Source organism: Bosea sp. (in: a-proteobacteria), assembly GCF_023953965.1.
GTDB lineage: Bacteria > Pseudomonadota > Alphaproteobacteria > Rhizobiales > Beijerinckiaceae > Allobosea.
The window spans coordinates 2,548,734-2,571,051 of sequence record NZ_JAMLIX010000001.1 but is presented as its reverse complement, the minus strand read 5'-3'; the positions used below and the strand labels follow the sequence as shown (position 1 = coordinate 2,571,051).

The 22,318-nt window shown below is 66.0% G+C and carries 16 protein-coding genes; 9 read left to right on the top strand and 7 right to left on the bottom strand.

Annotated features, from left to right (window positions below):
- Positions 1-11: 11 nt before the first annotated feature.
- The 6 genes from M9917_RS11945 to M9917_RS11920 all read right to left on the bottom strand — a co-directional run bounded on the left by M9917_RS11945 (position 12) and on the right by M9917_RS11920 (position 11,101).
- Entirely contained in the window at positions 12-2,558 is a 2,547-nt protein-coding gene (locus M9917_RS11945; RefSeq protein WP_297254846.1) for a DEAD/DEAH box helicase, read from the bottom strand.
- Between the two features lie 237 nt (positions 2,559-2,795).
- On the bottom strand, positions 2,796-8,012 hold the full coding sequence (locus tag M9917_RS11940) for a DEAD/DEAH box helicase (protein WP_297253932.1): 5,217 nt from the start codon (positions 8,010-8,012) through the stop codon (positions 2,796-2,798).
- A gap of 21 nt (positions 8,013-8,033) precedes the next feature.
- A complete protein-coding gene (locus tag M9917_RS11935; RefSeq protein ID WP_297253931.1) occupies positions 8,034-8,201 on the bottom strand; it encodes a hypothetical protein in 168 nt (55 codons plus the stop codon).
- Positions 8,202-8,346: 145 nt separating this feature from the next.
- Positions 8,347-9,426 (bottom strand): CBASS cGAMP-activated phospholipase, encoded by a 1,080-nt coding sequence (locus M9917_RS11930; protein ID WP_367273920.1) that lies wholly within the window; start codon positions 9,424-9,426, stop codon positions 8,347-8,349.
- A complete protein-coding gene (locus M9917_RS11925) occupies positions 9,369-9,839 on the bottom strand; it encodes a type II CBASS E2 protein (RefSeq protein ID WP_297253929.1) in 471 nt (156 codons plus the stop codon). The genes M9917_RS11930 and M9917_RS11925 overlap by 58 nt, the downstream gene beginning before the upstream one ends.
- The gene (locus M9917_RS11920; RefSeq protein WP_297253927.1) at positions 9,839-11,101 is read right to left on the bottom strand and encodes a nucleotidyltransferase domain-containing protein; all 1,263 of its coding nucleotides are present in this window, start codon (positions 11,099-11,101) and stop codon (positions 9,839-9,841) included. Before M9917_RS11920 ends, M9917_RS11925 begins: the two co-directional genes overlap by 1 nt.
- A gap of 152 nt (positions 11,102-11,253) precedes the next feature.
- On the opposite strand from M9917_RS11920, the gene M9917_RS11915 reads away from it, so the two are divergent.
- From M9917_RS11915 to M9917_RS11875, 9 genes are all read left to right on the top strand, one after another.
- Entirely contained in the window at positions 11,254-11,871 is a 618-nt protein-coding gene (locus tag M9917_RS11915) for a hypothetical protein (protein WP_297253925.1), read from the top strand.
- On the top strand, positions 11,868-12,287 hold the full coding sequence (locus M9917_RS11910) for a hypothetical protein (RefSeq protein ID WP_297253923.1): 420 nt from the start codon (positions 11,868-11,870) through the stop codon (positions 12,285-12,287). The genes M9917_RS11915 and M9917_RS11910 overlap by 4 nt, the downstream gene beginning before the upstream one ends.
- 29 nt (positions 12,288-12,316) lie before the next feature.
- On the top strand, positions 12,317-13,045 hold the full coding sequence (locus M9917_RS11905; RefSeq protein ID WP_297253921.1) for an ImmA/IrrE family metallo-endopeptidase: 729 nt from the start codon (positions 12,317-12,319) through the stop codon (positions 13,043-13,045).
- Positions 13,046-13,282: 237 nt separating this feature from the next.
- On the top strand, positions 13,283-13,807 hold the full coding sequence (locus M9917_RS11900) for a hypothetical protein (RefSeq protein WP_297253919.1): 525 nt from the start codon (positions 13,283-13,285) through the stop codon (positions 13,805-13,807).
- Positions 13,808-14,169: 362 nt separating this feature from the next.
- Entirely contained in the window at positions 14,170-16,089 is a 1,920-nt protein-coding gene (locus tag M9917_RS11895; RefSeq protein WP_297253917.1) for an AAA family ATPase, read from the top strand.
- The gene (locus M9917_RS11890; protein WP_297253915.1) at positions 16,082-16,324 is read left to right on the top strand and encodes a hypothetical protein; all 243 of its coding nucleotides are present in this window, start codon (positions 16,082-16,084) and stop codon (positions 16,322-16,324) included. The genes M9917_RS11895 and M9917_RS11890 overlap by 8 nt, the downstream gene beginning before the upstream one ends.
- Positions 16,325-16,590: 266 nt before the next feature.
- The gene (locus M9917_RS11885; RefSeq protein ID WP_297253913.1) at positions 16,591-16,896 is read left to right on the top strand and encodes a hypothetical protein; all 306 of its coding nucleotides are present in this window, start codon (positions 16,591-16,593) and stop codon (positions 16,894-16,896) included.
- Positions 16,897-17,016: 120 nt separating this feature from the next.
- Positions 17,017-18,723 carry a tyrosine-type recombinase/integrase gene (locus M9917_RS11880; RefSeq protein WP_297253911.1) on the top strand — a complete coding sequence of 569 codons (1,707 nt, stop codon included), beginning with the start codon at positions 17,017-17,019 and terminating at the stop codon, positions 18,721-18,723.
- Positions 18,724-19,204: 481 nt separating this feature from the next.
- Complete coding sequence (locus M9917_RS11875; RefSeq protein ID WP_297253909.1) at positions 19,205-20,290, top strand: Abi family protein; 1,086 nt, start codon at positions 19,205-19,207, stop codon at positions 20,288-20,290.
- A 349-nt stretch (positions 20,291-20,639) separates the two neighbouring features.
- Here M9917_RS11875 and M9917_RS11870 read toward each other — a convergent pair whose 3' ends face one another.
- A complete protein-coding gene (locus tag M9917_RS11870) occupies positions 20,640-22,313 on the bottom strand; it encodes a recombinase family protein (protein WP_297254842.1) in 1,674 nt (557 codons plus the stop codon).
- Positions 22,314-22,318 lie beyond the last annotated feature (5 nt).

Here is a 22,318-nt window from a genome sequence, read left to right as displayed (position 1 = left end):
GTGTCCACTCGCTACTGCAACGCCGGAAGGACAACGAACAACCCGATGATATCGACCGGGTGGATAGGCTCGACGCGTGCCTGGCCGATATCGATCTGCGCGGCGCGGCCGGCGCCCGCGCGGGCGACGCGTCGGTGGTCCTCCGCAAGCGTACCCGCCCGTTGCGCGCTCCAGATCTCGACGCTGTCCTTGCGCCGATCGAGGCGGGCCAGAGCATCGACAACCATGCGCTGCGCGACCCCGGTCGGCACGTCCTGCGCCACGGGTGCCGCCAGGATGTCGAGTGCTCCCTTGTCGAGCAGCGTCTGGCCGTCCGGCCCGACGAGCCGAAAGGCCCCGACCTGCTCGGCGATCCGCATCGTCTCGCCGGATCGCGTCTTCAGGAAGATCCGGAAGCGCGCCCGAGCCAGGACGACCGTCTGGATGTCGGTGGTCTCCGATGTCCGCCAGACCGCCGCTCTCGCCAGGCGCTGGTCGTCAGCCCCCTCCAGCGCTGCTTCGACGATGTGCTCGGCCAGCGTCGCCACCAACGGATGCGAACGGGATGGTGCCCTGACCCCGCGCGTCTCGATCTTGATGCTGTCGGTGAACCCGAGGATATCGAGCCGCTCCCTGATCGAATCGGGTAACGGCTCAAGGGGCACCGTGACGATCGCCTTCTCCACCTGGAACGGCACGCCATAGGCGTTCAACGATGACTGCGCGAACCGCAGGACGTCCTCCGCCGTGCCGAGGATCTCGCTGGCACGCTGCCATTCGTCGACGACGTCCTGCGGCTTCAGCACGGACTGGGCGAAGATGGTCCGGGTTCGCTTTTCCCGGTCCTCGGCATTGCGCCAATAGGTGGCGATCTCCTTGTCGGCATCGGCCAGGAAGTCGAAACTCATCTGGGTTCGCCCGGCGCCTTTCGAGCGCAGCATCGTGGCCTTCATCAAGGCGCGGGAAACGGCGCGCTCGTCCTCGGGAAGCGACACGACGACCCCGAGCTGCTTCTGGATGGCCTGGGCGCCCCGGATGATCACCTCAAGGACGGCGCCATCCACGGGGTTGTCCTCGCCATACATGAGCACGGACCGGACGGTTGCCGAGGGCTGCTGGAAGCGATCGACGCGGCCTTCGCGCTGCTGGTGCTTCGTCGGGTTCCAAGAGAGATCGTAATGCACCACGGCGTCGAATCCGTCCTGCAGGTTGATGCCCTCCGAGAGACAGTCGGTCGCCACGAGGATGCGGTCTTCGTGATCCATGAGGTCCAGCACGGCCTGCTTTCGCTCGGCAGGCGGGAACTCGCCCGTGACGATACCGACCTCGACGCCCTTGAAGACCTTCCGGAGATACTCGCCCACCAACCGGGCCGTGCTGATGTATCGGCAGAAGATCACGGGCATGTGCCCGAAGCCGCGGAGTTCCTCCACGGCCTTGCGCAAGCAGGTGAGCTTGGGGTCCTTGCCGGGCGACGCGGCCAAGCCGATGGCCTGGGCGATCAGCCGCTCAAGCTTGGGATTGATCTCTAGGTGCGACAAGGCGTTCGGCTCGACGTCGCTGCCTTCGACATCCTCGTCGTCGCGATCCAGCACGCCGTCGAAGACGACCTCCGAGTTCTCGAACTCGGAAAGGGCACGCGCCCGCAACGCGCTGACCGCCGCCGCCGGGCTCGACGCCACGCACCGCATCAGCGCGAGGGTGCCCCAGAACGCCAGGCGCTGACGGCGCTCGTCGGAGCCGGCCTTGCTGACGACCGAGTGGCAGTAATCGAGCACGTCCTCAATGAAGGCCCCGTGCTCACGGCCCAGTGAATATTTGCGCTCGTCCTTCCTATGGATGGGGAAGGCATTGCCGTCCGGAAAGACCTTGAGGTCGACACGCCGGCGCTGGATGAAGTGGTCGCCCAGTCGGTCGCGCAGCTCGCGGCGTTCCTGCCCATCAGCTTCGCCGAGCTTGAGGAACTCCGGATCGATCAGGCCGAGCAGCCGGAAGAAGGCATTCTCGATCCCGCTATGGGGCGTCGCCGTTAGCAGCAGGAGATGGCTGTTCGGCCTGGCCGCGATCTTCGAGACCACCTCGAATCGACGATGCCTGCTCTCGTTGCCGGTGACGCAGGAGTGGGCCTCGTCAACGACCACGAGCTCGGGCGCCTCGCGCACGAAATCGTCGATGCGCTTCGCGCCCTTGATGAAGTCCAGGCTGACGACCGTGAAGTTGTAATGCCGGAACAGGCTTTCCGTTTCCGGAAGCCCTCGCTCCAACTTCGCGGCCGTGGCGGTCGTCACCGCAACGGCGTCGATCTCGAACTTGGTCTTGAGTTCGTCCACCCATTGGCTGACCAGATGGGCCGGGCACACGACCGCGAACTTGCGAATGGCCGCCCGGTCGAGCATCTCGCGCACGATCAAGCCGGCCTCGATCGTCTTGCCTATGCCGACGTCGTCGGCGATCAGGAGTCGGACCGGGTCGAGCTTCAGCGCCATCAGGAGCGGCGCGATCTGGTAGGAGCGTGGCGTGAAGGTGATCGAGGCCGCCGACCGGAAGGGGCCAGCGCCGCGTCGGATGGACAGCGACATCGCGTCCTTGAGAAGCAGCGCCTGCTCGCGGTTGCCGAGATCGCTCGGCGATGGCCGCCTGAACTCGGCGGACTGGATCGCATCCGGGCCCTCGACGGCTAGGGAAATGACCTGCACGTCCTCCTCGCTGCCGGCGAGGGGCCGCAACGAGACCGATTGATCCTCGACACCGGTGACCACCCACTCGCGGTCACGCGCCTTCACGATGTCGCCCGGGCGATGTTGGAACGTCATGGCTTACCCGATCAGCGACTTGAGTTCGGAGAAGGCTGCCGGCCATTCCGCGGCGTCCGCTGCGAACGGCACGATGACCACGCCGTTGTTCGCAACCTTGCTGGCTTCGGCGGTTTCACCGTCGCGTAACGCGATGACGCCGGCATGCCGCCAGGAGGCTGGGAAGGTAACGCCGCCGAGCGAGATCAGGTTGTCGGGCGCCACCACGATGCCTCTGGCGGCAGCAGCCGCTTCCCAGCTTTGCCCTTCCGCCGAGACGGGCTCACGAGATCCACCGAAGTCGCGAGCTGAGGGCCGCGGGGGGCCATCATGCGTCAGGGACAGCGACGAGCGTGCCAGCGAGACCAGGAATGCCAGCGCCTCCGGGTTCTGGCGGTCGATGTGCTCGTGCTCCGGCTGATTGAAGTAGGACAGGAGGCACCGATAGCAGCCGGCCACGCAGGTCGGATCGTCGTTCTCCAGGCCGTCGACCGTCAGCTGCGAAAGCTCTGCGTCCGTCGCATCCGCGAGCGCCTTGCCGTTGAACTTCCAATGCATGATGTCGAGCGCCCGGCGTGCCACCCGCGCGAACGCGTCAGATTCTCGCGACAGGCGCGATAGGACGCCGGCACCGCCCTCGACGGCCTCGTAGATCAGGAATGCGCGGCGATCGTCACGGGACGGCATGTTCTCCGTGAGGACCTCGCCTTCCTCGATCGTGAACTCGGCCTCGATCCCGCGGACTAGCGCGTAAAGGATGGTTGATGCTGTGGCATAACCGCCCGCCGCCATCACCGACCGCTGTGGAATGAACAACATGACGTTCTTGGTGTCGCTGACCAGCGGGACGACGAAGGCATAGCGCTGGTTGGGATCGCCGCTGTCGTCGTCCCGCTTCCAGAGACCGTTCGCCACGTTGATCGAGAACCCGGCGCCCCCAGTTGCGGCGCGCTTTAGACCCTTGTTGACGCGGGTGATCGTAGCGCCCGTAGCGAACTGGACCCTGGCCAAGGTCGAGCCGTCCGCTTCTATCTCGGCATTCCTGAACTGCGGGCCCTGATCGCGCGTCGGCCAGTTGAAGGTCGTCTGGATATCGAAGCCCTGGCGGCGGCGCTCCTCGTCGTTGGCGGTGATCCTCTGCGTGGGGCGCGCGTCGACGGCCTCGATCGGCAGGATGTTCGTGATGAGATCCGAATTGCCGGTCAACTCGGTGCCGCACGCATGGCATCGGTTGAGGCTATCGTCGCTGTGAGACGCGCCGCACGACTTGCAGATCCGAATCCGGCGCAGCCGAAGGTGGCCATCCTCGGACGAGTTGACAGGCAGCTTGGCGCGATGGACGCGGAATGTGCGCCCCTCGTGGTAGATGATGCTGTTGGGGCCGAACTCGGAGATGGCCAGGAAGCGAGCCCTCTGGACGAACGTGCGGCGTGATCCCACCGCCGGGATAAACGCGCGGAGCGGTAGGCGCGGGAAATTGTAGCCGGGCAGGAAACCTTCCGTGGCCAAGTATCGATAGAGGTAGAAGTCGCCTGATGCGCCGGAATTTCCATCCGCCTTAAGTGCTTCGATCTGGCTCCCGGCGACGGAGTAATCACGCATCGCCTGCTTGCGCTTGTCGCTCGGCTGGCTCAGGTCCTGATTGATCACATGCGCTCGCTCACGGAGCTGCTCGGCATCCGCGAGTAGGTTGCGCCACCGGTCGAAGGCGTGATCCAGCATCGTCGGCGCATCGCGGACCAGTTCGTCGACGAAGGCGGGACGGTCGCTGATCCACGGAGCGTCCGCAGGGGTAAGGTGCTGCATGAGGTCGGTATCGAGGACGCGCTCGATCCGACGCTTGGCCTCGATCGCCACGGCCGGGCTCGTGATCGCATCAGCGATCTCGGTCCGGATCGGACGCTTCGCCATCTCGATGTCCAGCACGTGCGGAATCGAGGGATTGAACTCTTGCTTGACGCAAGACAGCCACGTGGAATGTAGGTGGCTCTCGATCAGCTCGCGATTGACCAAATCCAGGCTCGGCGGCTCGACTACGCCGTAGACGAGCTCTTCCTTGTTCCGGAAGTAATAATTGTCGTGCGGGCTCATCGCCGAGCAATAGGTCAGCACGAGCGCCGCCTGGCCTGACCGGCCGGCGCGACCGCTGCGCTGGGCGTAGTTCGCCGGCGTCGGCGGCGCGTTCCTAAGGTAAACGACGTTCAGGTCCGCGATGTCGACGCCGAGTTCCATCGTCGGCGAGCAGAACAGGGTCGGCAGGAAGCGCACCGGCTCCGGTGGCGTATCGAACTCCTGGTCGGCCATCACCTGGCGGATGGCTTCCTGGTCGGCAGTCCGGAAGCGCGCTTCCCTCACCTGGCGCAGTTCGTTGGTGACCTGCGCGGTGTGTTCGCGACCCTCGAACCCAAAGATGGCCGATGATCCAGAGAGCGCGGCGGCCGTCATGCGGTAGAGATTGGCGAAGAACGTATTCTTTGGCGTCGCATTGGGGACGGCCTTGAACAACACCCGTCCGACATCGATCTGGAAACCGTTGCCGGAAGGCCGAAGCATGTGGGTATCGACCGCTGCCTGGAAGACGGCCTCGATGACCTCTTGAGTCTGCGGCTCCGTCAGGCGCTTAGGCCAGTGAAACTCTGTCTTGGACCTCAGCCGCCGGCCCAAGAGACTCTTCGCGCCGCTACGGATTTCGATGTCGTCGTCCGGGCTCTTGCCGCTTGGGCGCTGGCCGATAATCGCCGCGCGAGAGGTGGTGATCCTCTCGCTGTCACCCAATCCCCAAGGCGCCCGCAAGCGCGAAGCGGATTGCTGCCGAAGCTCGTCGATCTTCGAGCTTCTCAGGACGATAGAGTTGACCGCTACAACCCGGCGCACGTGATCAAGCACCGCCCGGACCACTTCCTCACGCTTCTTATCCGACAGGGCAGCCAGGAGGTGGTGCCTGGCAACGGCCTCATGCTCCACGACCTCCTGAAGGCCGCGATAATCCACCTCGATCAGCTTGAGGTCTTCCAGGTTGGGATTGGTGTAGCGCCACCCCCTCTGCTGGTCGATCCATCCCCTGAGGGCGAGCATCTCGCCCATCGTCTCCTCGGCATCCTCGATCGCGGTAAGCGACAGCTTTTTCCCCTGGCCAGCATCCAGTATCCAATCGTCGAAGCGGTCCGGATCGGTCTGGGTGAAGCGGAGCGCATCCTGGATCGCCTTGCCGAGCTTGTCCCCGCGAAGCCCCGATGAGCCGGCCGATGTCACCGCGCTGAGGAATCCCGCACGCAGTATCGTGACGAAGACGCTGTCGTTGAAATGGCCCGCCTGGAGGGCGGCGTCCTGCCGATTGTCCGTGAAGGCCAGAACCTTGCGCCGCGACTGTTCGAGACCGCTATGTTCGTTCAGCCATTCCAGCAGTGAGGTCACCAAAACGGTCGTTGCCGAGGACCGGCCTTCGGACGTGATGCCAGCGAGATGGGTCATGTCTCGACCCTGGCCGTTGTTTGCCGTCCCGCAGCATGCGCAGAAGCGGTGCTTGCCTGGAAAGAACCAAAGCGAGGTGCCGCTGGCAGACTGCGAACCGAGTGGGGTCAGCGAGACGGCTTCGCCGGCCCGCTTCCGGTAGGTAGGGATGAGCTTGCTCCCCTTGTCGTTCTGCCAGTTCTCCGGGTAGTCGGCGACCTCGCCCTTGAAGGTCCATTCCTCTTCCGCCGGCGGCACTGGGACGAGAAAGCCAGCGACCTGCGCAGCCTCGGGATCGAATGCCTCGTCCTCATCGGGCATGTCGTCGATCTCGCGCGCGCGAAAAACCGCCTCGTCGCCGCGGATCTTATAGACCGGATGATGTTCGTGACCGCATCGCCGGCAAAAATAGGTTCCGAAAAGGCGCGCCTCGTCTCCTTCGTCTCGCTCTGGCGCGAACACCTGCCCGTCGAAGAAGAACTGGCGACGACCACGGGGCTCCAGCGTCGCATGCAGGACGCCGGCGCCGGAAAGGAAACGATGTAGTCGGAACGGGAAAAACGGGGCCTCGCCTGTCGAGGCTCCGCCACGTTCCTTTTCGCCCTTGCTCGCCAACAACAGGAAATCGCTGAGTGCCGCGCGACAGCGATCAAGCGGCTCGCCGCAATCCTCGTGCAAGCGAGCGGCAGCAACCTGGAGATCAACCGGCTTCTGCCGTTCTGGGTCACCGGTGTCGAGCTTGTTCAACCCCAGGCGCGTCTCGATCCAGACCGCCATCGGGTCCAGTGCCATCGCGGCGTCGGTCATCACCGCCGGTGTTTCGCGTGTCACCATCTCGACGAGCGTCGATCGTGAGATCGTCGACGGCAATTGTGTTCGGCGTTCCAGCGCCTCGACCAGGACGTTCTCGGGTGGGATTTTGGTAGCGAACAAGGTGGAGGCGACGTTGGCCACGGTCTGCCGGCGCTCCATAGAGTCGCCCTTGCTCGACATCGTTGCCGAAGTGCCGATGCAGATGAGGTTGTCGTCCGTGACGAGCCGCTCGCGCACGCGGCGCACGAGCATTGCCACGTCGGCGCCTTGCCGACCGCGATAGGTGTGGAGCTCGTCGAGGACCAGGAATCGGAGGCCCTCGCAGTTGCTGATGACCTGCTCGTCCTGGCTCGCGCGTCGGGTGAGCAGGTATTCGAGCATCATGAAGTTGGTCAGGAGGACGTCTGGCGGATTGCGGGCGATCTCGGCGCGGTCTTCGGTCTTTTCCTGTCCTGTGAAGCGTTTGACGCGAGGCTTGTTGGGTCCGTCGAACTGACGGAGGAACTTCTCCGCCTCCTCGATCTGGCTGTTGGCCAAGGCATTCATCGGATAGATGACGATCGCGCAGGTGCTCTTCTTCGCGCCCTCCGACTTTGTCCGGAGAATGTGGTCTACGATCGGCACCAGATAGCAGAGTGACTTGCCCGAGCCCGTGCCGGTCGTAACGACAAAGCTCTGGCTGTTACGGGCCCTAGAGATAGCCTGCTTCTGGTGAAGGTGAAGCCGGAGGGGCTTTCCTTCCTTCCGGAAGATGTGCCCGGCATCGGGGTGGAGGAGCCCGTCGTTGACGATGTCCGAGATCAGGCCGCCAGACTTGAACTGCGGATTGATCTGGATGAGCGGCTCGGGCCAGAAGCGCCCGCTGTCATACTCGGCGTCGACGTAGGAGCGAACGTCCGGGGAGCGGATTGGTGTGAACGAGCGCGAGAAGGCGCTGTAGTCCTCGACGATTTGATCGCTTAGCGCAAAGACGTCCATAAGAGCGACCCGCTTCCCTAACTAAGACTTCTTGCGCTTGGCCAACCAGCTCTGGATGGCTTCCTCGACGATCTCGTAGCTATGCCGCTCTTCATCGAGGGCGGCCTTCTTCAGCGCCTTGATCACCTCGGGGTCGAGGTAAACGAGGAGCTGACGTCGACCATCGGCCCTGGCTCGCGGCTCGCTCATGACATCTCTCAATCCCAACGATGGGATAGATAGTTAGATAGCTAGAACGTTTCCCGTCAAGTTCCCATGCGAATCGCCCGACTGCAACAGGCGTCAGATCACCGGGGTCTTTGTGATGTTCGAACCGCCGCGTCGGGGTCCATCCTTACATCGGCACTGGTCGGAATTCGTCTGCCTCGCTCGCGAAGAAGGTCCGGGCGATCTCCCGACCAGCCCCCTCGACCAGGGAGCGCGCCATTGCCGGCAATTCCTCGCGGGCCCGCTTGTGATCGTCCAGCGCGATCGGGGTCGGGCTCTCCGGTGCGTCGATCCGCATCACCTTGTCTTTGCCGACCAGAAGGTAGGCCTGGCCCAGCGCGTTCAGGGATTGGGCCCGCATCGCTGCGCTGATGACGCCGCGCCACTGGAACAAGCCGCCGCCGGCCTTGCGTTCGTCGACCCGGAAGGCGGTCTCGCCGCAGCCCAGGCTCAGGATCTCGATCTGCGCTCGGTCGAGCTCGTAGCAGGCCAGCGCGTCGACGAGGGCGTTCATGACGGGATTGTTCGCCCACAGCCCGCCGTCGACCATGACGTAGCCGTTGTTCGGCAGCGCCTCGAAGTAGGTCGGCGCAGCGGCGGTCGAGAGGCCAACCTTCACCATGCGCTCGACCCGGTCGCGCTTGTAGTCGGGATGGTGCGGCGTCTTGAAGATCCACGGCTCGCCGTGTCGGCCCTCGAAGGCGGGGATGCAGAGCCGGGTCGTCGCCTCGCCCAGGGGCGCGTCACCGAAGATGCGCAGCAGTTCGTTCTCAAGGGGCTCGCGCTTGTAGACGTAGCGATGGCTTCGCCGCAGCAGGCGCACGAACCGTCCGATGCGCGACGGCGGCGGGAAGATCCGATCGCCGCGCTCGACGTAGATGTCCCGGATCTCGGCGGCCGTGCGACCATGCGCCAGGCCGAGCGCGATGATGCCGCCCGTGGAGGTGCCGGCGATCATGTCGAAATGGCGGGCGATCGACTGGCCGCCGAGGAATCGAAGCTCAAGCTCGGCAAGCACGGACGCGGGCAGGATGCCGCAGATGCCGCCGCCGTCGATCGAGAGGATGCGGAAGGGCCGGTCGGCGGGCCAGGGCTGACGAACCCGGCGGGTCTGGATGGTGCCGTCCGAACGGCGCGGTGGCACGTAGGTCATGGGGTCGCTCCTTCGCTCGCGGGAGGGGAAGGATGCCGCCCGCCGCCGGTCCATTCCCCGGTGGCGCGCCAACCCTCGTAGCAAGTCAGCCAATCGATGGTGAAGAGCACGGTGGTGTCGGCCAGGAGATCGGCGGGCGACCATTCGCGCGTGTCGGGGTCGAACAGGCAGAGCGAGGCCGAGCCGTCGTCGCCCCAGTAGACGTGCGGCAGCTTGCCCTCGGCGCTGCGGGCCATCGGCTTCAGGCGCGGCGAGAGCACGGTGACGTCCGGCTGCATCCGCATCGCGTCGATGCGCTCGAAGATCAGCGGTGCGCGGTAGACGATGCGGACCTCGTAGGTCCGCATCAAGGGGCGCAGGGGGCCGCGCCAAGCCGCAGTGCGGTCGTCGAGGCGGCGGGCCGCGAATGCCGGCCACCTCGATGCCATGGCGGCGAGCTGGTCCTTGATCGTCGGCAGGCCGATCATCACTTGCGCCCACCCATGAACGTATGCGGGCGCGCCAGGGCCGGCGCGGAGGCCGCAGCCGCGGCGCCCACGCCGGCGAGGCGCGGCGCGCTCGGCACGTAGAGGCCGCCCTTGGGCGTATAGGACTGCGACGCCGCCTGGATCGCCCGACCCCGACGGTCGTTGAGCTTGCGCATCGAGCGCTCGACGACGCGCTGGCCGAAGCGATCGCGCAGCCACTCGGCCAGATCCTCCTGATCGATCTCGGCGGTCTTGAGCCAAGTCAGGTCGTTGGCGAGCCGCGTCAGCATGCCCGCGTATTCGCGCTGTTGCGCAAGGTTCTCGGGCCAGCGATCCGTGAAACACTCGGTGTGCAGGGCCGGGTTCGTGACCCTCACGCGCTCGCCGCGGTCATCGGCGCGGCGGATCTCCTCGGCGGTCATGCGCGCCTGGCGGATTACCATGTCCGACAGCGTCGACGCGCCGCCGGCGGAGTGCCCGGCGAAGCACGACAGCATGATGGAGGGCGGGATGCGCCCCGTCGCGTTCGCGTAGGCGACGTTACGATGCCGCTTCAGCAGCTGGAGCGCGACGGTGGCCGTGTTCTTGACGACCAGCGGCGTCTGCTCCGGAACCTCGTCGAACTCGGCGTCGGCCCGCATCGAGAGCCCGTGGGCGTCATAGAACCTGCGGCTGAACTCCTCGGCGAACCGAAGCTCGATCGGGGTGCGGCCGCGATACCATTCCGCGAAGCCGTAGGCGTTCATGCGAACGTGATAATGCTCGCTCGCCGGCTTGTCCGGGTTGGCGTGGAAGATCTGGCTCTCGCGATCCGGCGTGCTAGCGAACCTGACGGACGGCGTGACGTCGAGGTGCATGCCGTCCTTGTAGCGGATGGTGACGCAGCGGGTCTGCCGCTCCACCTTCTGGCTGACGGGGTAATCCTTCAGCGCTTCGTAGAGCAGGTCGAGGACGGCGTCCGGATCGGCCCATGCGTCGAGGTCGAGCTCGGCGACGATGTCGAGGTCATATTCCTCGTCCGTCCCACGCATCGAGATGGTGGCGTCGATCGCCATCGACCCCTGGGGATAGAAGCGCACGATCCGTCCGTGCAGGGGGCTGCCCTCGCGCTCGGCGTAGCGGCGAACGGCTTCGTAGCGATCGCCGACCTGCGAATGCAGACCGGGCGGAAGCTGGAGATTGACCGCGACCTCAGCCAACGCGGCGTCGATCGGGGAATGGAAGGGGTCTTCGTCCCCCGGCAGGCGCAGCATGCGGTTCATGACCGGCTCCGTGGAAGGCCAGCCTCGCATTGGAGAATCGTCCTGCGAGTGGCATCCTACAACCTTGCCGGGCGGTCGGAGCTTTCGGACAAACTTTCAGAAAATTGTCCGGAACGCTTGCGACGCCGGCATACAGGGAGGGGCAACGACGAATGAAGCTGGTCGATGATGGAACCGCCGAAGCGTCGCTTGATCCACCCGTCGGCCTCTATGAGCCAGACGAGATATTCCGGCTGCTCACGACTTTATCGGACGACGACCTCGCCGTGGTCCTGGGCATGGAGCGCAGGTTCCTTCACGGGACGAGCTTCGAGCCAGGCGAGCTTTTTCGAGAAGCCCTGGTCAGGGCCGCCGGAGGCGATCGGCGCTGCCCGCGGGACGTCACGCCTCGGCAGTTCGTCGTCGGGACGATGAGGAGCATCGCTTCTCACGATCGGCCAAAACGGGCCGCCGTTCGCGAGTTCGACGAGGCGGCTCTCGATCCGGCGAACCCGACGGCGCAGGAGGTGTTGCCGACCGCACCGGTCGATCCGGAGGCCGCGCTGCTGGCCAAGGAGGACGTCGACGACGATGATGTGGTCGTCGCCGAGATCAAGGCGGCAGTGGCGGGCGACGCCGAATGCGAACTTTTGCTGCTCGGCTGGTCGATGGGCGATCGAGGCAAGGAACTGCGGGACGCGATCGGCTGCGATCAGGAGCGTCTCAGCTATCTGGCCAAGAAAATCCGGCGTGCAGCCGATAAACTATACCCTGGAAGGCGGATCCTATGAGCACGGTCAAGAAGGATCGATCCGAGCACGAACTCCGCAGGATCGACGACGCTCTCGTCGACAGCGCATTATCCGTCCCGTCGAGCGAATACCGCGCCGAGCTGGAGGACAACGGTGAGGATACCGCGGCTTACGTCGCGCTTGGACGCGCCATGATCGCGGACGCGCAACGGATCGCGGGCCGCGAGCGCATGGCCGCAGCCAAGGCCCAGGTCGTCGCGTTGAAGTCTCGTCCCGCGCCTAGATCTCAAGGATCGGACGCCGCAGCCCGTCTGGCCGCGTTCAAGGCGCGGCCCGAGTCGCCCTTCATGATGGCGGCCAGAAAAGGCACCAAGCTTTCGGCGAGTGACGAGGATGCCGTGGCGGATGCGCTCGCCGAGTTGGAGCGGCTCGAACGCGAGAACGGCGAAGGATGAAACCGCCTTCGCCCGCGGAGCGAACGCTCATGGAGCTCGGGATCGCCGAGCCTGCCGACATCGACTTGGAGGCGATCGCCTACTGCCAGCGAGCTGTCGTTCGGTTTCGGCCGCTCTGCGGGTGCGAGGCCATGATCGTCGGTCGCGGAAAGAACGCGGTCATCACCGTCAACAGCGACGCAGGGCCCGAACGGCAACGGTTCTCGATCGCCCATGAACTGGGACATTGGCACCACCACCGAGGGCGACAGCTGTTCTGTTCCGCCGGCGACATCGGAGACCGCCGCCGGGACGCCCTGGACCCCGAGCGGCAGGCCGACGATTTCGCCTCGGACCTCATCCTCCCCGACTTCATGGTGCGGCCCAGAGCCATGAAGATCCGGAAGGTGACGATCGCGGCGGCGGAGGAGCTTGCCGGGGAGTTCACGGCGAGCAGGACCGCGACGTTGATCAAGCTGGCGCAGCTCGATCGCTTTCCCATCATGCTCGTTTGCCACGATAGGAACGGCCTGCGGTGGTGGTCGCCTCACAACCGGTTTGCGAGCTGGTGGCGGCCCTCGCGGCAGCTCGACGCCCAGACCTATGCCTACGAGATGCTTTTCAACGACGCCGGCGACCCCCATCCACACAAGATGCCCGGCGACGCTTGGTTCGACTTCAAGGGCGCCGATCGGGACGAGGTTATCGAGCAGTCGTTCAGGCTTCCCGGCGACCAGATCCTGACGATCCTGACACTTCCCGAGCGCGCAGTCCCCTAATAGCGGCAAACCTTGACCAGCTCTGCCTAGTGTCCAACGTTCAGTGACGATGATCCGAGCCGCCCACACGATCTTCGACGACCGCTGGCCCAAGGCCGGCGTCGGACTTGCGCGCGCCATCGCTCGGTTGCGCCGAATAGCGGGCTGAACCTCGCGCCGCCGGCGCACCCTCACACATCCCCGCATTCCCGATCGCCGCGCGACGTTGCACGCGATCCCGTTTCTATGGAGGCGCCCATGTCGCGCCCGAAGACGCCTGCCGACTGGCAGGCCCAGATCTATGCCCGGCATTCCGACTGGATCGCCGGTTCCCATATCCATATGGCCGTTGGAGATGGCTGGTCGGATGTCGTCGCCCGCCTGTTCGACCGTATCGCCGAAGCCTTGGCCGGCGAGCCCGTCCCGACCAAGGCCGCGATCATTGATATCAAGGAGAAGTATGCGGAACTTCGCGCGGATCTCATCTGCCCGGTCGGACCCGACACCCAAGCCGCCATCGACCACGCGATCCTGCTCGCCGAGATGAGGTCCGAATGCACCTGCGATGAGTGCGGGCGAGAGGGCCGCCTGAGGTCCACGCTCGGCGAATCCGGTTGGCTTGCCGTCAAGTGCGATGACCATCGCTCGGGCTATCCCCGCACGGTCGCGAAGGGGCTGCCGAGGCGACGCGTCCGGGATCGCCGCGGGACGTTCGAGGTCGTCTACGACCGGGCGACAGACACGGTGGTCGAGACCCCGGTCGACGATGTGGATTCCCGTTAACCATGATCCAAGACGTGTCAGGAGTAGCATTAGGCCTCCTTGACCGGCGCGGCGTTTGTTCCCTATCTGTTTCGCGATGAGCATGACGCTATCCATATCCGACCGGCCCGCGACGAAATCGCGCCCGTGTCTCCCGGCTTCCTCCGCCAGCGACTGATCTCGCCGGCGAGCGGGAGGCCATTCCCTAGCCGAGGCCTCCCGAGATGATCCTTCCAACACGATCCATATCCACCGCCGCGCCGACCAAACGCCCGTTACAGGGCGGCGTCGACGCGCGGCCCGAGGAGATCTCCATGCACTTCCATTCCATTTGGAGGACGGACGACCGCTAACCCGGCGACGGCCTCCTGTGAGAGGCCATCATGCCCACCGAAATCACCCCCGATTGTTCTGAAATTGAGGGCGACGAGCCCACCACCGCCCCCGCCCACCAGACCCTGGCCGAGTGCGCCCTCTATGCGGCGATCCCTCCCGACATCATGGAGCGTATCGACGACGAAAGCAGCCTTGCAATGGTCGTCTCGGTGCCGTCCGCCGACTGGGTCGAGCCCGTCATTGACGCCCTGGGGTCGCTCCGCGAATGGAATGACGTCGTCGCGCCGATCCCGGGCAGCAAGAAGCGCCCGTCGTCGGCTCTCTGCGCCGCGAAGCTTGCCAACGGCCTGTCGGTCGTGGGCGTCGCGGTCGCGCCGGAGCGGCAGCTTCCCACCGCGCTGGTCACGGCTGCCGACGTCCGCATCGCTATCGGGACGCCCGACAACTCCGTGATCGCGCGCGTCATCGCGACGGCCACGGGTGATCGGACTATGACGATGCCTCCGCGTGTGGCAACGGGGCTCGACTATTACGACATCGTCTCGGCGATCCGCACGGGTTCCACCGCGCAAGAGTGCGTCGGTCGCCTGGAGGCCGCCGCCGCGAGCCAGACCGTCGTCGACGCGACGGTGGCGGACGTGCCCCGACTTGAGGAGATGCACGGCTACGGAGCGGCGGGAGAGTGGGGCCTGCGCCTGGTCAACGACCTGTGCGCGTGGCGGAGGGGGGACCTGCCGTTCGAGGCGATCGACCGTCATGTCGTATTGGCGAGCGATCCCGGGTTGGGAAAGAGCACCTACGTCCGCGCCCTCGCCAAGAGTGTCGGCCTGCCCCTATTCGTGACCAGCGTAGCGAGCTGGTTCTCGTCAACGGACGGATATCTCAACAGCGTGATCAAGGAGGTCGACAGGGTGTTCGGCGCCGCAGCGGCCTGCGCGCCGGCGATCCTTTTCCTCGATGAGCTCGATGCGTTGCCGGACCGCGGAACGGTCGGGGAGCGGAATCGGGACTATTGGGTCCCAGTGATCACGAACGTTCTCATGTCGCTGGATAGCGCTACCTCCGGCGTGGCGAGCAAGCTCATCGTGATCGGGGCAACTAACCACGCCGGCAGGGTCGATCCCGCGTTGGTTCGGCCCGGGCGGCTGAACAAGATCATCCACATTCATCCCCCGGGTCCCGCGGACATGGCTGCGATCCTTCGCCAGCACCTCGGCGGTGACCTGCCCGGTGAGGACTTGCTGCCGATCGCCGAGCTCGCTGGCACCGCCACCGGCGCCATGGCGATGGGCTGGGTGAAGCAGGCCAGGTCGGCAGCGCGCGTCGCCGGCAGGAGCCTGGTCATCGACGACCTCGTAGACGCGGTCGCACCGCCGGACCGAAGCCCGCCCGAGGAGCAGCGCCGGCTCGCGATCCACGAAGCCGGGCATGCCGTGCTTTCCCATCGCATCGCGCCCGGCTCCGTCCGTGCGGTCTCGATCGTCAGCCAGGGAGACGCCGCTGCTCACACGATGACCCTGCGGCGGCTCGGGCGATCGCCGACGCGCGCTGAGATCGAACTCGACGTCGTCGGCACCCTCGCCGGCCGCGCCGCGGAGGTCGAGATCCTGGGCGAAGCGAGCGTCGGCTCCGGCGGCGCGCTCGACAGCGACCTGGGGATCGCGACCATCCAGATCGCGTCGATGCTCACTTCCTACGGGCTGGGGCCGAACCTCATTTACTCGGGCGCCCCCGGCGACGCGCTGGAGATGATGCAGCTCGACCACGGGCTGAGGGCGACCGTGTCGCGCACGCTGGCCACGCTGCATGAGCGTGCCATCCTCGCCGTTCGCCAGAACCGCCGTGCCATCGAGGCGGTCGCTGACGGGCTCCTGCGTCGCCGTCATCTTGGGGGCGAGGTCTTCGCCGCGATCGTCGAGGCCGCGGACGCCGCGCCCCGACGGCGGAAGGGGGTGCGCCATGGATAGCATGGTCGTTTCCCTCGTCGCGCGTCTGATCTCGGTCCAGGCCGAACTCGGGCCCGGCGCCTATCGGCGAGCGGTCTCAGCCGCGTATCAGGCCGTCGCCCGCGTCGCGATGGAGGAAGCCGAGAGCCAGGCCGGTGTCGTCCGGCTGGGTTCGTCGCCGGCGAAGGTCGTGACGTTCCCGTTGGCAGTGGCCTGCGATCCGGCCCGTCGCAGGCCATCGGGGGATGGGCGATGACCAGTAAGGAGCAGAAGACGCGATGTGGCGCGAGAGCCACGGTGCCCGACTGCCTTTCGATGACGACGGACGCGATCCTCGAAGTTTGTCCCCCCAGCTATGGCCCGGCCGCTTGTGGGGGGACAAACGGGCGGCCCGGCTCCGTTAACCCTATGGGTTATTTGCTATTCCCCCCTCTGGACCCCGTTGACTCGCGGCCGCGGGTCAGCTCGGATCCGCATCAAGCGGTTCGCGTCGGGCCGCCTCGCGTCGCCGAGAGGCCTCGCGTGGAGGATTGGAAGGAGGACGAGCTACTCACGCTGACGGAGGCCGTCGCGCTGTTCTGGCCCCGAGGTCCGTTGACGGTGACGTCGCTTCGGACAGCGGGACACGAAGGCACCCTTGAGATCACCGTCGTTGCCGGCAAGCACTTCGTGACGCCTGCCGCGATCCGATCGATGGGGAGGAAGGCCGTCCCGAGGACGGAGATCGAGATGGTGCCACCCGGCATCGACCCGGCTGCGGCCCTGCTGCGCAGGATCGCGGAAGAGCGTTCGCCTGTCCGGCGCCCGCGAAACAAGACGTCCCGCTAGGGGCGTCGACATCCTGAGAAGACCCCGGGGAGGGGCGGTCACTTTCTTGGCGGAAACATCCGCCGCCTCCCCGGTCACCCGGCGCGCGAATCCTCGCGCGCCAAAGGAGAACTGCATCCTATGACCGGTAAGCGAACCACGCAACCCACCCCGCCCGACGTCTCGTTCCAGGCATTGCACGTGGCGATGATGAGGGCCGCAGTCGCGCAGCCCGAACCGGAGCGCAAGCGCGGTAGTCGCAAGAAGCCGCCACGTCTGATCATCGAGAAGCCGAAGACGAAGGGCGGCCAGTGGATCTACTACATCCGCGACGGCAAGCATGAGGAGACGACGCGCTGCGTAGTGGGCCGCGACGACGAGGAGGCGAAGACCCGCCTCGCCTTTTACAAGCTCCGGCAGGAGGGCAAGGCGCGGGCCATGATCGAGCCCCGCAAGGCCTCCGTGGCGCTCGCGCTCGAACTGCTTTACGACGAGGAGAAGCCGGCGAACGATGCCACCAAGAAGCGGCGGGACGCCTATCAGGAGCTTGGATCGCGCCTGTCGACCCTGGTGACCTTCTTCGGCGCCCTGACGTTCGGAGACGTCGACAAGGCCGCGACCACGCCCTTCATCGAGTGGCGCAGTTGTCAGCCCGACGCGCGCTTCCGTTCGGACGACCCGGATCGTCCGCCGCCGACCGTGTCGCCCGCCACCGCTCGGTTCGAACTCAAGACCTTGCGGAAGGCTATCAAGCTCTACGCCGAGCGCAACGAGCTGTCTTGGTATCCAGAGGTCGAACTGCCCAAGGAGGGCGAGGGCCGGAAGCGGTTCCTGACGCGGGACGAGCTCGGCCGCCTGCTTTGGGCAGCGCGCGGTCGCGTCTGGGACGCCGCCAAGGGCGGCTGGGCGACGGAGACGGTCGTGGACGAGAACGGGCGCATGGTGGAGCGCCGCATCCTGCGTCCGATCGAGACCCGGCAGGCGAGGCGGGCCATCTACCGCTTCGTCGTGATCGGCTACCACACCGGCACGCGGCACAAGGCGCTGCGGGAGCTCTCCTGGTCGGCGCGCGGCGAAGGCGGTTGCATCGACGTCGACGGCTGCGTGATCCATCGGCAGGGCTTCGGGCAGGATCCCGCCAAGGGCAAGCCCCAGCATTCGTCGACGATCTCGCCGAAGCTGGCGGCGATGCTGCGGCGTTGGCGCGACGCGGACTTGGCGGCGGGGATCGAGCACGTGATCCATCAGCCGGAAGGCACGCCGTATAAGGGACGCCTGAAGACGATCTGGGCAAGCGTCGTCGCCGATGCCGGGCTCGACGAGGAGGTGGTGCCGCACACGCTCCGGCACACCGCCGCGACGCACCTGCGGATCATGAAGGTCGATGTCAGGGCCTGCGCCGACCTGCTCGGCATGAGCGTCCAGACCGCGCAGCGCTACTATGCCCACTGGACCCTGGAGGGCAACGCGGGCGCCGCGAACGCGCTCGCCTACGGGCTCGGCCTCAAGGGCAATGTGCTGCTGGAGGGACCGCGGAAGAGCAAGCCGCAAGCGCCCCAGCCGGTGAAGACACCGGAGCCCGACGTGGACGGCTTCCAGCTCGAACTGCCTTTCGACATGCCGGCGATCGTCGTGCCGGTCGAGCGAGCGCCGTTGCCGATCCCGCTCGGGTCATTCCGTCCCGAGACGCTGATCGGGCCGCCACCGCCCAGGCAGCATCCCACCGAGACGAAGCGGGAGCAGCGCGAACGCCGACAGCGACTGGGCACGGCCATCAGGGGTGTGATCGGGCGTCCCGCGGTTCGCGCCATGCCGGCGCGCGAGATGATGGCGCCCGCGGCCGGGTGACCTCGATCCGGCCATGGGCCGTCTCCTCCCATGGTGGGCGGCCTCATCGGGCGCTCCGCCATGGGAGCTTCCGCTGACGCTTGGCTCCTAGGCGCCGCCTTCATCAAGCCGCCGCCCGCGCGCTCACGTCGCGGGCGGCCTGCCTTTGGCGATCGCCCGGTCTCAACGACCACTGATCTGGCCGCTGCTCCGGCCCAGGCTTGCTTGGAACCCCTTTCTGTCGAATCTTGGGGAAAGCGCCGGCTTGTCGGGCGCGGCGACCCTTGCGGACCGCCATGCGATGGCCAAGGGTCGATCGCAGGTTGTGCCGAGTGCCCGCGCGTGGCCCAGGCGAAGGGCTCGGGGGCGAGGCTGATGCAAGGTCCGGAAATTAGGAAGCCCCGGGAGAGGCGTTACCTGTCCCAGGGCTTCAAGATGTCGGGGGCGCGTGGCGAACCAGAGGGACCGCACCGACTGCTCTGTCGGGATTTGTGATCGCGACATGGCCGAAAGTCAAGTTCCATTCGCCTATACCGCCGCCGATTTGGCGGCGCTGAGGGCCGGCCTTTCGGAGGACCGGTTCGCGACGTACCTGACATTGGCGAAGGGCAACCAAGCCCACGCCTTCGACCTGTATCTTTACAACGCGCGCCTCGCCAAGGCGTTCCTCTATCCCCTCAGCGTCGCCGAGATCACGCTCCGGAATGCGATCGACGAACTCCTGGTCGGTCAGTATGGCGCGACCTGGCATACCGACCCCGGCTTGCGCGCTGTCCTCACGGTCGAGAGCGAGCGTTCGCTCGACAAGGCCATAGACCGCACCCGCATCGCCCACCCCACCATCCCACGGGGCCAAGTGGTGGCGACGTTGAGCTTCGACTTCTGGTCGAACCTGTTCCGCGACGAATACGATCGCCCTCTCTGGCAGCGTCATCTCCACGCGGTCCTGCCGCATTGCCCGCCAGGGCATACGCGTCCCAACGTCCAAACGCTGGTTCGCGATATCAACCGCCTGCGTAACAGGATCGCGCACCACGAACCGATCCTGAAGCTCGACGTCTCGGCGCTATACGCCGACATCCGCCGGCTCGTCGGTTACCGCTGTCCCGTGGCGGCGAGCTGGGTCCGGCACTATTCCACCATCGGCGCGGTGATGCGGACCAGGCCGAGGGCGGGCGCGGGCCACCGGTTCGTGGATCGTTGCGACGCCCGCTTCCAGCCCGTCTGGGCGGAGCAGAGCCTGCACGACGTCATGCAGGCCTATCGCGCCGCCGTCCCGGCCATCGTCTGCCTCGACCCCGCGGGCGGCGCGAGCGCCCTGTTCTGCGCCTCCGACATCGTGGCCTTCGCGGCGGCGCGGGCGGCGGAGGTCGAGGGGCTCGTCTCGTTCGCCGACCACACCGTCGCCGACCTGCTCAGGTCGGGGCTGGTCGGGCGCTGGGAGGCCATGGACGGCGACGAGCCGGTCGCGCGCATTGTCGATCGCTTCACGGACGCGCTCGACCTGAGGGGGATCGTGGCCACCCAGACCGTCGCCGGCGCCGTCGTGGTCCGGGGCGCCGTCCTCAGGGCCCACCGCCGCTATTGAGGTCCGGTCTTACCCCAGCGGGTAACGCTACCCGTTGCCCGCTACCGCGCGGCGGGTGCGGAGGCCGCCGGCGACGGCGGGAAGCGCGCGGGAAGTCGCGTGACGCGGAGCCGCGAATCGGCGAGTCTTCCTCAAGCGTCGGGCCGCGCGGGATCGCCGGCGGCGGTCGGCGAGGGGCATTGCTGGCGAACGGGAGCCCCATCCCTCGGGAAGACGTCGGGAGCGACGGCGTTTCCAAGGCGCGTCCTCCTTCCGACTAGGAAGGGGAGTGATCGTTTCCCCTGCGGAGCGGTCTCAACTGATGCTGTTTCGTGGCGTCTTAAACGGCCTTTTTCGGTCTGATTTCGCGCTAACTTCGGGAGTTCCTCGGGAGTGATTTCGGCTTCCAACGCTGGGGAATGGCGCTCTCGGTAGCCCGCCTTTCTTCTACCGCCTCCGCGTGAAGCTCCATCTCCCGAATATGGTCCGGGCTGTCATTGAAGACCTCGACCGAGCGTGACGGCGCCCTCCTGCCGCCAAGGACCTTCGGGGTGCGCCGCGTCATCGTGATCGAATGAAGACCGAGATGCACCACCTCGACGATGCCTCGGACCTCCGCGGCGAGGCGCGTGCGAAGTTCGCGGCTCTCCTCGCCTGTCTCGTCCAATGCGGCCATGATGGCAGCGAAGGCCGCCTGTCGCTGAGCCCAGGTGGGCTCAGAAGCACTCCGCCGATCATCACGCCTCAGTTCGGAGATTTGCTGGCGAAGTTCCTTGATCCGTTCGCCGCGCTGGCGATAGCGGGCCTTCGCTTCCTCGTCCTCCTCCTCGACCAGATCCAGCAAGTTCTTGCGAGCCGCCGTCTCGCGAGCGATCTGGGCCTCCAGATCTTGCTCGGTCGGACCTTCAGCGACCGGTTCCGGCTCCACCACCTTCGCGAGTTCACCGCTGCCGATCGCCTTCAGTGCAAGCTCCTCGACGCTCTCCAGATCCCAGTTTCGGTCGTTGAGGCATTCGAGCCCGCGCCTGCGGTCCGAGCAGGAGAGATACCGCCCGCCTCTCGGGCTCGGCCCTTTGTTGACGTGCAGCATCCGAGCGCCGCACACTTTGCAGCGAACCAACCCGCGCAGGATGGGCACGCGGGTATCTCCGTGACGTCCACCGCTGAATGAACGCCTCTCCCTGGCCGTGTTCGCGCGCTGCCACGTCAGCTCGTCCACCACGGCCGGATAGTAGCCGGGAACGGCATCGCCGATCGGCCGGCGCTTACCGTCCTGGCCGAACGACCAAGCCTGTAGCTCGCCGACCACCGCGCGGTTCGAGATGACTTTCGAGACGTAGGAAGGCTGCCACTTCTTGGCTCGGAACGCCGGGACCTTTTCCTGGTTGAGATCGCGGCAAATCGCGTACTTCCCCTGTCCGGCGATGCTCTTCGCGAAGATCCTCCGGATGATCTCAACCCGCTCCGGGATAATGACGATGCGCTTGCCGTCCTTGTCGGATACGACCTTCAACCATGCCGGGACGCGGCTCGTCACCACCGCCCGCGTGGCAGCCGCCTGGGCGCGCTTGTTTGTCCATGCCTCCGCAAGCCGCTTTGCTTTCGTTCGGCTTTCTTCGTGCGCGCGCGTCATGATGACGAGCGAGATGAATAGCGGGCTCGTGTCCTCGGTGAGGCGCTTGGCGGAATACTCCTGTCCATCCATCAGCGTGACGACGACGATGCCGCTCTTGATCAGCGCGAGGAAGCGGGGAAGGACATCGATAACCGCTTCGCGGCTGAGGCGATCGAGGCTCTCGACGAGCAAAAACGACCCCTTCGACACTCTTCCGCTCTCAACGAGTGCCAGGAAGCCGGCCAGAGCCCCCTCGGTGCGGTTTTGGCCGCGGTAGGCGCTGATGCCAAGGTCTCTCAGGCTGTCGTCGAGCACGACCCCGCGTTTCTCCGCCCAGTCGCGGGCATTCTTCAGTTGTCGACGAAGGCTATCGCCACGAAGCTGCTCGGGTCGGGAAAATCGGATGTAGGAATACGCGGTGGCCTGCATGGTCA